The organism is Paenibacillus sp. B2(2019), from assembly GCF_008370385.1.
In the GTDB taxonomy this organism is placed as follows: Bacteria; Bacillota; Bacilli; order Paenibacillales; family Paenibacillaceae; genus Paenibacillus_AQ.
Map to the genome: position 1 here is coordinate 140,919 of NZ_VTZR01000017.1, position 12,962 is coordinate 153,880.

Genomic DNA, 12,962 nt, shown 5'->3' on the forward strand with positions numbered 1-12,962 from the left:
GTAGATTTCTCTACTTATGTGGCAGTTTTTTTGTTTCAGGCTTATAAAAAAATGCCTCAGAGCCAAGTGGCTGCTGAGACATTTCTTGCTTATAGACCTTTTGTTTTGTCGTCGTTGTAAGATGAGGTAAGGATGCCGACCATAAATAACACAAATACGATAGTTACGATCCAAAAGGTTAATGAGAACGACATACTGGCACCTCCATTAGCAAATGTATTCGTTATCAAGATTATACCCTGCAAATCAATAAAAATAAACGCAAATGTGATATGTTGCATAGACATTTTACTATAATCATTTAAAAAACAGGAAATTGGTTGGTACAGCTCTAAGATTTCCGTCTGATGGCTTGTTGACTACTCTTCCATTGAAGATGAGCGATGACGATCCTCCACCATCCAGATTATAAGCATCCATGACGCCCATGTTATATAGTTTGTTCTGAATTTCCTCTAGCCGAGCACCAGAACTGCCAAGCTCATTATAGCCATCCGCTACAAAGATGAGAAGCTGATCATCCTTATAATTACCGATTACTGTACGTGGCGCCCGATTGGGGGATGTTTTCCACTTTTCCGGGATCGGTACTTTGACGTTATTCTTAAGTAGAACAGGCACAAAGGTTGCACCAAATACGGGTTCGAGTTGATCTAACTGTGCGCGACTGTAAAATTTCCCGCCGATTAACTGTCCGGACTTGTTCAGACCTACGAAGCTGAGATCCTTGAATGTCGGCTCGAAACCATTGAGATACTTTCCATCAACGACAGTAGTGCTTAAGGGATAGCGTTTTCCGGCTTTATCCGCAAAACCTCCAGCATTAATACCTGCAATAGCACCATGACTTTGTACAGCGTGCATAGTGGTTTCTGCGCCACCAGTAGCTTCCTTCGCAAGACTCATCTGCATCGCAGTTGGATCCTTCAATTTGATCTTCAAAGCATAGGCCTTATAGTTACCTGGATTCAGCTTATACAGCTCGATTCTAATCCGGTCGCTAGTAAGGACCTCCGAAGGTATTCCAAGCTTGGCGGATATCCGGCGGTTATAGATAAGCTCAGGACGGCTCGCTTGAGTCTTCGCTGTCTCGACTAACTTATTCATAGCAGTAGTGGTTCCTTTATATAGCTTAGCGCTAGCGCTGACTGCATCTATGGTGTAGGATGCAGTGCCTTCGGCTAGGGTTAAATCCTTTTTTAGGACAGCTGTTTCATTCAGAGGCCCTGAGATAGGTGCGAATTGTCCTACATCAAGATCCAGCTCGAGCGGTGGTCGATACCACCACATACATATCAGTAAACCTAAAAAAGGTGCGGTCAGAAGCATAAAGAAACGGTTCACTCTCTTGACTGGCGTCATCATTTGATCAGATCCATTTCTTTCTTCAAAGCTTCTAACTGTTTGCTAACTTCGCTCAATTGCGTATATAGCTTGTTACTATTGTCTGTCTTGGCACTTGCATTATCTTTAGTGAAGGTTAATAGTTCGTTAAAACTTTGCACTGTATTCTGCAATTCCTTCACTTCTTCAGTGAGAACGGCAATTTTCGACTCATAGTCGGTCTTAAGAACGGTTAGCTGCTGCTGGCTCTGATTGCTAAGTTCGCTCAGCACTTGCTGCTTCAAATGGTTTGTGTAGGTGTATACAGCATATACACCAATTCCAATCATCACGATCCAGAACAGTAAAAACCATTTTACGGAAGGGCCGCTTCTCACAGCAGCACGGCGCGAGTGTACCGGGGACGTTTCCGCTAGCGGTTGCATTTGATCACCTCGGGTTGGTCTTTTTTTCAAGTCCCCATTCTATCAGACTTTGACTAGTTTCGCAAAAATGTAAGAGAGTGTGAAAACTAGAAAAAGTAATTGCATCCTATTAAACTACTGCGATACAATTTCTATAGATTGGAATTTCTGATAGACGTACTCAAGGTAACCAGCGAGAGAATAAACGAACAAGTCATCATACTTCCTTGCTTGCGTTTAAACCGGAAACGCTGCGGCGCTTTCCTTTCTGGATGATTATATAAAGCAGGAGGTCTGGGCATTAATGATGAAGGTTTGGCAGGTGGTTATTGTGGGGTGTCATCCTACAAGTATGCTGGGGACAAAATTGATTTTGGAAGAGGGAGGAGAGCTTAAAGTTCTAGGAATGTATTCAACTTGGGACGAAGGCGCTTCCATCGTAAGGGAAAAGAATCCCGAGCTAGTGCTGGCAGATTATCATATGCCTGAAGGTAATATTGAGAGTGTGCTGTTAAATATGAAAAAAAGCTCACCAAACTCACATTTTGTCGTGATGACGGATGAAGACGGCAGGGATCTGCTACAGCCCCTCATAGAGCTGGGAGCCAGCGGGATATTCTCGAAAGGAGCTTCTCCTCATCAGCTTTTACAGCTGATCCTGGGTTTACGTGTGGGTTTTCTTTCAATGCCGCTAGAATGGATAGAAAAAGGATCCTGGCCGATTTCGACTTCTAAAGGACTGGATGATGTTCTTCAATTGACGCAGACAGAGATGTTTATTATGGAGCGAATCGTTCAGGGGATTACTTATGATAAAATAGCGCTTGAAATTGCAGTAAGTCGTCGTTCGATTGACAATTACTTGCGCAAAATTTATGTGAAGCTTGATGTTTCGACGCGAGCGCAGGCCATTGAGAAATTTGCTCTCTTTTCAAGACAAAACAGGCAAATCTACGCATAACCCAAGCTATACGACATAATGACGGGAAAGGCGGAATATTCTTGAAATAGAAGAAAGCATATCACGTTAAATGGATAATCGTCCTCGAAAGAGGATAACTTAGCCATTTCTACTTGGTACTAGGGAAGGGGGATTTCGCATGCTTTACCAATTTTCTGCTCGCGCGCACACACTGCTATCGTCACCGCTTCTAAGTATTCGCACCCAAACACGGAGAAGCTCCATGATATCGCTTGCTGAAGAATTACCAGCGGAAGAACTGTTCCCATTATCGCTGCTTGCCGAAGCAGCCTCTACGGTGATATCTGCAGATGCAGGAGCACTTCAATATGGTGATCCTGCAGGGTATGGTCCACTTCGGGAGTGGCTTGCCGGGGATTGGCTCAGAGAAAAAGGGGTAACTGTTACTGAGGGTGGAGTTCTGCTAACAACGGGGAGCCAGCAAGCGATTGATTTGTTGTCGCGGGTGTATATTGATCCGGGAGATCGTGTATTAGTAGAAAATCCGACATCTCCAGGATTTTTGCAAACTCTTCGGATGCAGGGTGCCATCATTATTCCTGTAGAGGGTGATTTGGACGGGCTTCATCCAGATCATTTGCGGAGGCAAATTGAACTGCATAAGCCTAAGATGTTGTTCGCAACACCAAGCTTTACGAATCCAAGTGGCATCCTATGGAGCTTAGAGAGACGGCGTGAGGTGTTGGATCTTTGCATCGCGTATAACATCCTGATTGTAGAAGATGATTCTTATGGTGATCTACATTTCCAGAAGTATGGTGAACATTGGGCCACAAGATATCCATCCTTGTATGCGCTGGAAAATATAAGTGATGGCGGACACGTATTATATATCGGTTCGTTCAGCAAGACCGTTGCGCCCGCGCTGCGGACGGGCTGGGCTGCAGGTAGCCGGGAAGTGATCGGGATGATGGCTGCTGCCAAGCAGATGGCAGACTGGCAATCGAGCGCATTAAATCAGCGGCTCTTGCATCATTTATTGGATGTGACTGCTTTTGATCTTCGTGAGCATATTGCGCAGCTGAACCGAGAATATAATACCCGACTGAAGTTAATGGTTGAACTGCTAAAACGTCCAGCTTGGAAAGGAAGCTCCTACGACCTGCCGTCAGGAGGTATGTTCCTGTGGGTATCTCCCCCGGAGGGAATGGATGTTATGGCACTGCTAAAATGTGCGCTAGGTAAGGGAGTGGCATTTTTGCCAGGACCGTTATGTAGCGTAGATGGAAGCGGAAATCACATTCGTCTTAACTTCAGCCATCCCGGCCGGGATGAGCTGCTACTTGGTATGAATCTAATGAGCGAGGCGGTTAAGGAGTTCACGGCTCGGAGTTAGGTGAGTGCTGATTAGGAATCTGATGGATCGGACGTATAAAAGTAACACACAGGTTGATGAGCGGTTATATGCGCAGGTAGATGTGTGGGCAGATGAACTGGCAGATCAATGTATGACACACCCAGGAAGTCATAAAGGACAGAGTGGTGCATTAGGCAAGGAGTAGAGTGCGGGGGAGGTCATTATAGGGGATTTCTCCCTATAACTGGCTGATTTATATTCTGGAATGGAGATTATAGGAATCTCTCCCTATAAATTTCGGAAAAAGCCCTTTTATGGAGCAATCTATGCATTTATAGGGAGGAAATCCCTATATCTCGGTTTTTAGCGCGTATATTGAGGAATTATAGGGATGATTTCCCCTTAATTCAACTTGTCAGCTTGAGATTAATGCTTCGAAGGTAAGTTCTGTTTCTATGGCTTAACGGATTGGAACACAAAAAGCATCCCGTCGATGGGATGCTTTTTGGCGTTACCTAGACATTGTTACGTGTGCATTAGAATAATAAGTTTAAAGTCCGAGTAAATGATTAGAACCTGATTCGAAGACGAAAATCGAAGTGAAAGATCAAAATCGGATAATGATAAAAGTCAGAGTGAAAGATCAAAATCGGATAATGATAAAAGTCAGAGTGAAAGATCAAAAGCAGAGAAAAAGATAAAGGCTCCAGCAAAAATTTGAAATTGAAAGAATTTTTTGCTTAGCATAGGCAAGCTAATTACTGTGATGATTGCTGTCATGGGGTACGCCGCCAGTTATAGCGGCGTATTCTACTAGCGCGGCCTGACCGGCTGGGGTCAGGGTATAGCGCCCACGGCTGACACGGTGGAACCAGCCGTAGTAGTTGTGCTGCAGCATAGCGGCGGTGTTCGGTACGCCGCTACGCTTCCGCAGCTCGGCCGGAGAGATCCCGGCCGAGCGGGCGCTTGAGGCAGCGCTAGGGGCACCGCTTCGCGTGCCAGCCGCCGCTGCCTCCCGTGCTGCCGTGTCCCCGGCAGCACGCCCCTCCGGCGCTGAGCTCAGCGCCGGAGCCTGTGCAGCGGTGCTCGCCGCTGCACGTTTGCCCGCTGCAAGCGAAGCCTTCGCAGCGGCCTTCTCGGCAGCGACGGCGGCCTCTGCCTCCGCTGCCTGCAGAGAAAGCGCGACACGCAGCGCTTTCTCACGGTAGGCCGTCACGAGCTTGACGCGCGTGCTGCCGCCGGTGTTGTAGTCTCCGCTGCGCTCGCGGAACTCATAGAGCAGGCGCTCGCGCCGCCGCTTGTTGCTGCGCTGCGCAGGTGGCGTCTCGTCCGGCTCGACGAGCACCTCGACCAGCGGGGCCTTGGTCTTATAAAAAACAACGGTGATCAGCCCGAGACCAAGGCGGCGGCACAGTCCGCTAAGCTCGCCCCAGCGCTGGTTTACCGCTCCTTTTTTATCACGGACACGTTCTACTGCGAGATAGACCGTAGGACTGAGCTTTAGCCGTTCCACGCCTTGCAGGAGCAAGGCGAGGTTGAACGATTTTTTCATCTCTACGATTAGAGGCTGCTCTAAATCCTCACGAATACCCACCAAATCACAAGTCCGAACCTCACCCTTGATGCTGTATCCTTGCTTTTCAAAAAAAACCTTCAAAGGAGCATACAGCTCCGTTTCATGTCGTACCGCCATAGTGTCACTCCCGTAGCTCTTTTTTTCGGGTTCTCATTAAGGTTTTACTGCGATTTTATGATTCTCTATTATAGCACAGCAAAAAAGAGGTCAACTATTCCGCGCTTGCCGCATAGGTATGTAATACACTTTTTAACGCTATAGGAGAGCAAGTAGGAGCGCAAGAGGAGGCAGCGAGCAATGGATATTTTTGAGCGAATAGCTTCGTATCGGGCTGAGAACGACCGTTTGGCGTGGAGCGGGACCTTCAAGCAATATATAGAACTTTTGAAAAAAGACCCCTCTCCCGCAAAAACCGCTCACTCCCGCGTTTATGACATGATCAAGTCGCATGGCGTAGAGGACATAAACGGACGCAAACGTTATAAGTTTTTTGAACAAGAGATTTTTGGACTTGATCGTGCAGTCGAAAAGTTAGTGGAGGAGTATTTTCACTCTGCAGCACGCCGGCTAGATGTTCGTAAACGGATCCTGTTATTGATGGGACCTGTCAGTGGGGGGAAATCGACCCTAGTCACGCTGTTAAAAAGAGGTTTGGAACAATACTCGCGGACGGATGCGGGTGCGGTATATGCGGTTGAGGGCTGCCCGATGCATGAGGATCCACTACATTTGATCCCCCTGGAGCTTCGTCCAGAGATTGAAAAAGAACTCGGTGTGCGTATTGAGGGCAACTTGTGCCCATCCTGCCAGATGCGGCTGAGAAATGATTATGCGGGAGATATTGAGCAGGTTAAAGTGGCTCGTGTCATTTTGTCAGAAGAAGAGCGGGTAGGGATTGGTACTTTTAGTCCATCCGATCCGAAGTCGCAAGATATCGCCGATTTGACAGGAAGTATCGACTTTTCGACCATTACTGAATTTGGTTCGGAATCCGATCCACGCGCTTACCGTTTTGACGGAGAGCTGAACAAAGCTAACCGTGGGCTGATGGAATTTCAAGAAATGCTCAAATGCGACGAAAAGTTTCTATGGAATCTGCTGTCACTGACGCAAGAAGGAAATTTCAAGGCTGGCCGGTTCGCGCTAATCAGTGCGGATGAAATGATCATAGCTCACACCAATGAAACCGAGTATAAGTCGTTTATTTCTAATAAAAAGAATGAAGCGCTCCAGTCCCGTATGATTGTGATGCCTGTTCCGTATAACCTCAGAGTATCGGAAGAGGAAAAAATCTACGCGAAGTTGATCGCCCAGAGTGATATGAACCATGTGCATATTGCGCCGCATGCGCTGCGTGCCGCTGCTATTTTCTCGATCCTGACCCGTCTGAAAGAAAGTAAAAAACAAGGCATGGATCTGATAAAAAAGCTTCGCATGTATGATGGTGAAGAGGTCGAAGGCTACAAAGAAGCAGATCTCAAGGAGATGCAAACGGAGTATTTGGATGAAGGCATGTCCGGAATAGATCCGCGGTATGTTATCAACCGGATTTCCAGCGCTTTGATCAAAGGTGATCTGCAGTGCATGAACGCACTGGATGTGTTGCGTGCAATTAAAGACGGCCTGGATCAGCATCCATCGATTACAAAAGAGGAGCGGGAGCGTTATTTGAACTTCATCTCCATTGCCCGCAAAGAATATGACATTTTAGCTAAAAGCGAAGTGCAAAAGGCCTTCGTCTACTCCTTTGAGGAGTCCGCCAAGACATTATTTGAGAATTATCTCGATAATATCGAAGCCTTCTGCAATTGGTCCAAAATCCGCGATCCGCTGACGGATGAGGAGATGGAGCCGGATGAGCGGTTAATGCGTTCGATTGAAGAGCAAATCGGTATCTCTGAGAATGCGAAAAAAGCGTTCCGGGAAGAGATCCTGATCCGGATTTCCGCGTATTCACGCAAAGGGAAGAAATTCGAGTACAACAACCACGACCGCCTACGGGAAGCGATTGAGAAGAAGCTATTCACAGATCTCAAAGATATCGTCAAAATCACCACCTCGTCCAAAACGCCGGATGAAAGTCAGCTTAAACGGATCAATGAGGTGTGCGCTAGACTTATTGATGGGCATCACTATTGCCCAATTTGCGCTAATGAGCTGCTGAAGTATGTGGGCAGTCTGCTTAATCGGTAAAAGAATACAAGTAAATTGCGGACCACCATTTGGTGGTCTTTTTTTATGTGATAGATATTTTTTACGTGTATCAATACGTGAGATTGTGTGGAATTAGGCTTTGGTCGCGCGTCCGAAAAGTAATGCATGAACCATGAAAAGTAGCAGGGGGAGCCGCCCTTACAGGAAAAAACTGCAAATGTACATTATTATATATGGCAAAGCTCTTTAAATTAGTAATTCCTGCAAATCTGCAGTTTTTTTGCGGTGTAAGTCACTTTCAAACCCCAAGTAGGGAAAATTCCTGTATTTTTGCAGCTTTTGAGCTAGATGAGGACGATATCAATGTAAAAAGCTGTACATTTGCAGGTTTCTATGACAGCTAACTAAAGAAAGTGTTAGATCATACAGCATCATACAGCTCAGCAAAACAGGAACAATCCTACACACTTGCAGTTGATATAATGAAATCACCGTACGGGGGAAGGCTGGTGCTGCACTTGAATTACAGTAAAGATATAGAGAAATGTGTTGAATATATTGAAGCTCATATCAAAGAAAATATAACAGTGGAAGAAATAGCCGCTGAGGTTGGATATTCGGTGTATCATTTTTGCCGAGTGTTCAGCTTATGCAAGGAAATGTCCGTGATGGAATATGTGCGGAGCCGGAAATTATCTTTAGCGTCCATTGAATTGTTTGCCGGTAGAAGAATCATTGATATCGCGCTGGACTATGGTTTTGAGACACAAAGTGGTTTCACTAAGGCCTTTCGCAAGGCTTTTGGCTATAGCCCGACACAGTATGCCGCACGGATGGACGGATTTACTAAAGGAAAAACACTAATTGAAATCGGAGGTTTTATAATGAACCCTGTTATTGTTCGCAAGCCTGCATTTAAGGTCGCTGGGTATGGGATCCAAACTAATGTTGCTGGAAGTATGTACACCAAGGATATTGCATCTTTTTGGAGTCATTATGAGGGTGAGAATCTGGAGTCCAAAATGTATAAAATACTAAACCCGCCTAAACACGGAGAAGTCGGCTTATGTATTCCTTCCTCAGATAATGGTAATGCGACTTATCTTCTAGGTGTTATTGTAGAGGACTACTCCAAGGTGGAAGATGATATGTTGACGATGGATGTGCCAGAAGCCGAATATGCTGTGTTCACAACGCCGCCAGTGGATACATCAACGGATACAGAGCAAATACAGTTTGCACAGGTTATAAAAAGCACATGGAAGTACATCTTCGAAGAATGGTTTAAGGATAGTGGCTATGTTTATGATGATAGTAAACTGGATTTCGAATTCTATGATGAACGCTGTCACTCGCGGCCGGATACGGTGATGGAGATTTATGTTCCTGTGAAAAAATCGACTGAATGATTTGAACGAAATAATAAAGCAAAGGGAAAGGCTCCTCGGTGATGCAGTAACTACGGGAATGTTTGGACTTTCGGTCGCTGTTGTCTCCAGATGTTCTTGATTTTTACCGCTTATGCGGATAACATCCGAAGACAAAGGCGAGCGCTACGCTCCTACAGTTCCAAACTTCCCTACGTTACTTTCACCTCTGCAGCATTTGCCATGTTCTAATTATTCAGTCGATACGGGGTGTCGACGTAAGAAGGTCCGCAGCGGGTTACACGCTGCGGGCTTTCTCATTTAATGTAGCTAAAATGAATTGATTAGGACATGATTGACGTTTATCCCCTCCCGTAGTCTAATAGATTAAATAGACGTGTAACTTGATAATCTCGGGGAGTGAAACAGATGATTAGAGAAGCGCTTGCATTTCCATGCATTACATACCTCAATTAGGGCTCACAGGGGATACTGCAATTATAAGCTATCTTGTGGTAAGTAATGCCATTAGGAGCAAGGGAATTGGACGGATGCTTGAGGAATATTGCACTGATTTAGCTAGAAAAAGAAACTGTGACCGAATTCAAGTTCATTGCCACTCTAGAAGAACTGATGCGCATAGATTTTATGCCCGACAAGGATTTACTGAGGCTCCGAAATATTTTTCAAAGATGTTAAATGAATCCGAATAATCAACAGACCAAATAAAGAGCGGCAGACCAGGGACGTACTACGCGTCCAGTTCTGCCGCTTTATTTTTCAAGCAATAGCGCACTATTCACTTATTCCTCTTTTAAATAAACTTCCGCTGCACCTTTTTGCCATCATACGAGAACCGCGCCTTTTTGTCCTCCACGACGGTCTGCAGATGAACGGTGCGCCCCCATAATGAGTAGATATGCGGGAGTGTGCGTTCCAGGTACTTCAGATCCAGCTCGATACTTTCATAGCGGTGGGTGATAAATAACTCGCCATTCTTCTCGAAGTCGGCATCCTCTATGACCAAGTAAGGTGACCCGCCATTGACTCGAGCGAGCACCAGTTGATCCCGTACATTTTCCCATGCTTTGTCGGTGATTTTCCATTCTGGACCTTTTTTCTCAAAAACATAAAGATCGAGGTCGTTCACCAGTTCTTTGGACAGATAGCTGCGGATAAAAGAGGTATCGGATTCCAACTCGCGAACCTCAAATATTTTCTCGCGGTCCCAGCGGCGTTCGATGTCTTCGAAGATTTTTAGACCAAGATAGTATGGATTCAGGCTTTGCCGTGAAGGCTGCACGACGGAGGAATTTAGTTTAGCGTATTCTACGGTTTCTTCTTCGGTCAGATCCAGTTCACGGACGATGCGCTGATGCCAGTACGAAGCCCAGCCTTCGTATTGCTAAGGTGCTTAAATTTTTACGAGATGGATTGTAGTCTCGGCTATAAACAAAAGATTGTCATCCAATGCTGAATAAAGTAATATTTTAGGTGATCTTAGAATAAACAAAGGTGGACTGGCTGGAAAGTATTAGACTTCAATCTAATATTTGTATTTGAAAAAAATGAAATAAATATTATGAAATTAAACCTGAAAGGTTGATTGATTTGTCATTTCTTATTCTTGATACTCAAATTGATAAAGTTATTAATAGTTATTTTATAACTTCAAAGGTTAATTATGATTTTGCACTAACTAACCTTGTTCCGCTGATTGATAGGCTAGATCACCAGAGGAACACCCTTCCCGCTAAATATTATAGAAAATTAGAGAAGGATATAGTAAAAGGTTGCATAATGCCTCCTCTAACAATTGCAATTGTCACCAATGATGATGATTATAAAAATAATACTGGTGAATATGTTCAATCGAACATTGAAAACGCTTTTGTATTGGACGGGATCCAAAGGCTGAATACATTAAACCGTATTAGGGAGGATGTTGATTTAGAAAGACCATTGTATCTGAATATATTGATCTGCGATTCAATGGACAAGTTGTTATATCGGATGATTACACTAAACAATGGACAGAAACCAATGTCGGCAAGGCATCAAATTGAGATGCTAGCTCAAAACATATATAAATTTGATGATATGAATTTGAATATAAACACAAAGACTGAAAAAGAACAGATGAGAACTAAAAAAGATAAAATGAAGAAAGAACTTAAGAGTGAATTTAAAAAGGGTGATATAATAAAAGCATATTTGGCATTTATTAGTAACACAATAAATATTGATAATCAAAAGATTATCGAGTCAAAATTAGACGAGCTCATTACTGATCAAATAATTGACTCTAATTTACCAGAGCGATCCATTGAATTTACAGGGGTAATTGACTTTGTAAGCAAAATGAGCGAGGATAAAGAACTCTATTCATGGTTTTCGTTGCCTAATAATTTGATTGGTTTTTCTGCGGGTATTCAGAAAAGTTATATTGAAATCTTTGATGAAGATATTGAGGGATTTAAATCCCAAATACAAAAATTAGATGAGGCATTTTCATTTTTAGATGTATCTAAAATTAAACTGGGTATGGCAAGACGTAGGTCTGTGCAATATTTTGTAGAGAATTTTAATGTATGCAAAGAAATGGACGAAAATCAACTTGTTGATAAGTTATCACAAGTTAGGGAGATTTAAATGAGAATGAGTATCCAAGGCACGGTCTTCACCTACCACGAGGTATTATCAGATAGTCTTGTACTAAGATTACCTTCCTCATTAACTTTGACGAGACCATCGAAGGAAGCCATACTATTTAGATTGTTATTAGGTACAATTAATGTTTCTCATAACTTCGATAATATAACAATAAAACAAAGAACTAATTATTCAATCTTAGGTTGTAAAAGTGTTACAAGATTAAATCACTTAGCGGTTCTTGATAGTCAAGTTCCGATGAGAGATTTTGATATAGTTAATGCATATTTCATGCGAAATAGGGTGAATACTGCTTTTTTTGAAGATCTGCTCTCAGAATTCAGTAATTATTTCTATCAAAAATCAAAAAAAGCATATATGTCAGCTTTTGTACACTTATACAGAGCCATCGAGCACTTATCATATGCTTTTCCATTGTTGTACGCAAAACATTCAAATAGCTATAAAGGCACTTTTAATTCTATGCAATCATTCTTTTCGAATGATAGTAACTCCTCTGAATTAAAAATGTTTCAAGAATTTCAAAAAACACTTATAGCAGATTCTGTGCTGAAAAATGATCGTTGTTCAATTAATGTTCTAGCATCAACAGGAGATCAATCAACTAAAATTGCTAATGCATTAATGAGTCTAACTAATGGGTTAGATGTTACCTTAAATGGTTCTCAGATTCAAATATATAATAAAGATCTTATTACATTTATTATTCGTTTGAGAAATCGTTTTTTTCATTTGCTTCTCGGATCTGAGAGAAATAATCTTCAATCAAAAGATATTTATACCGACTTGTTGTTTAAATGTGTGAATGAAGAAATTGCAAATTGGATCGCATATTTATATTTTGAAATATGTAAATATGGAGTTTCTCAATGATTAGGATATTTGTCATACTGATAGCTAACAAGAGCGAAGTGCCATACTTCTCGTTCAATTATTTGTGTTTGATAGTTAATTAAAGTTATTCGTATACTGAGATCTGATCGGCTCCATTCGTTTATTCGATTCTCTAAGTCTTTTCCATCAATAAATCCAAAAAATTTGACCATATTTAACACCACCCTTTTTTTTCATTATTACCAAATTTTATGTGAGACAAGCCTGAATAGACCATGAAATTAGTTTTGAGTTGATTCCAAAAATTCATGAACACCAATCTGATAAAATA

At 42.9% G+C, this 12,962-nt stretch carries 11 protein-coding genes and 1 pseudogene; 8 read left to right on the forward strand and 4 right to left on the reverse strand.

What is annotated here, in order from left to right; translation table 11 throughout:
* Positions 1–297 precede the first annotated feature (297 nt).
* Positions 298–1,365 carry a phosphodiester glycosidase family protein gene (locus tag PAENI_RS15005; RefSeq protein ID WP_143759516.1) on the reverse strand — a complete coding sequence of 356 codons (1,068 nt, stop codon included), beginning with the start codon at positions 1,363–1,365 and terminating at the stop codon, positions 298–300.
* A complete protein-coding gene (locus PAENI_RS15010) occupies positions 1,362–1,769 on the reverse strand; it encodes a hypothetical protein (RefSeq protein WP_149645843.1) in 408 nt (135 codons plus the stop codon). The genes PAENI_RS15005 and PAENI_RS15010 overlap by 4 nt, the downstream gene beginning before the upstream one ends.
* A gap of 283 nt (positions 1,770–2,052) precedes the next feature.
* Here PAENI_RS15010 and PAENI_RS15015 point away from each other — a divergent pair, with 283 nt between their 5' ends.
* From PAENI_RS15015 to PAENI_RS31845, 3 genes are all read left to right on the forward strand, one after another.
* Complete coding sequence (locus PAENI_RS15015; RefSeq protein ID WP_042186245.1) at positions 2,053–2,709, forward strand: DNA-binding response regulator; 657 nt, start codon at positions 2,053–2,055, stop codon at positions 2,707–2,709.
* Positions 2,710–2,848: 139 nt separating this feature from the next.
* Positions 2,849–4,066 (forward strand): aminotransferase-like domain-containing protein, encoded by a 1,218-nt coding sequence (locus tag PAENI_RS15020; protein WP_042186247.1) that lies wholly within the window; start codon positions 2,849–2,851, stop codon positions 4,064–4,066.
* A gap of 4 nt (positions 4,067–4,070) precedes the next feature.
* Complete coding sequence (locus PAENI_RS31845) at positions 4,071–4,232, forward strand: hypothetical protein (protein ID WP_188114579.1); 162 nt, start codon at positions 4,071–4,073, stop codon at positions 4,230–4,232.
* A 549-nt stretch (positions 4,233–4,781) separates the two neighbouring features.
* On the opposite strand, the gene PAENI_RS32635 is transcribed toward PAENI_RS31845, so the two are convergent.
* Entirely contained in the window at positions 4,782–5,720 is a 939-nt protein-coding gene (locus PAENI_RS32635; protein ID WP_262495619.1) for a DUF2161 family putative PD-(D/E)XK-type phosphodiesterase, read from the reverse strand.
* 180 nt (positions 5,721–5,900) lie between these two features.
* On the opposite strand from PAENI_RS32635, the gene PAENI_RS15030 reads away from it, so the two are divergent.
* The 3 genes from PAENI_RS15030 to PAENI_RS33050 all read left to right on the forward strand — a co-directional run bounded on the left by PAENI_RS15030 (position 5,901) and on the right by PAENI_RS33050 (position 9,837).
* Positions 5,901–7,796: a PrkA family serine protein kinase gene (locus PAENI_RS15030; RefSeq protein WP_042186251.1), complete on the forward strand. Its 1,896-nt coding sequence runs from the start codon at positions 5,901–5,903 to the stop codon at positions 7,794–7,796.
* A 443-nt stretch (positions 7,797–8,239) separates the two neighbouring features.
* Positions 8,240–9,166, forward strand: coding sequence for an AraC family transcriptional regulator (locus PAENI_RS15035; RefSeq protein ID WP_262495620.1), 927 nt, complete (start codon positions 8,240–8,242; stop codon positions 9,164–9,166).
* 413 nt (positions 9,167–9,579) lie between these two features.
* A complete protein-coding gene (locus tag PAENI_RS33050) occupies positions 9,580–9,837 on the forward strand; it encodes a GNAT family N-acetyltransferase (protein WP_149645844.1) in 258 nt (85 codons plus the stop codon).
* Positions 9,838–9,938: 101 nt separating this feature from the next.
* Here PAENI_RS33050 and PAENI_RS15045 read toward each other — a convergent pair.
* A pseudogene (locus PAENI_RS15045) lies at positions 9,939–10,523 on the reverse strand (SpoVR family protein); the annotation flags it as partial.
* A gap of 203 nt (positions 10,524–10,726) precedes the next feature.
* On the opposite strand from PAENI_RS15045, the gene PAENI_RS15050 reads away from it, so the two are divergent.
* Complete coding sequence (locus PAENI_RS15050) at positions 10,727–11,776, forward strand: hypothetical protein (RefSeq protein WP_223178955.1); 1,050 nt, start codon at positions 10,727–10,729, stop codon at positions 11,774–11,776.
* Positions 11,777–12,670, forward strand: coding sequence for a hypothetical protein (locus PAENI_RS15055; RefSeq protein WP_149645846.1), 894 nt, complete (start codon positions 11,777–11,779; stop codon positions 12,668–12,670). It begins immediately after the preceding gene.
* The last annotated feature ends 292 nt before the right edge of the window (positions 12,671–12,962 follow it).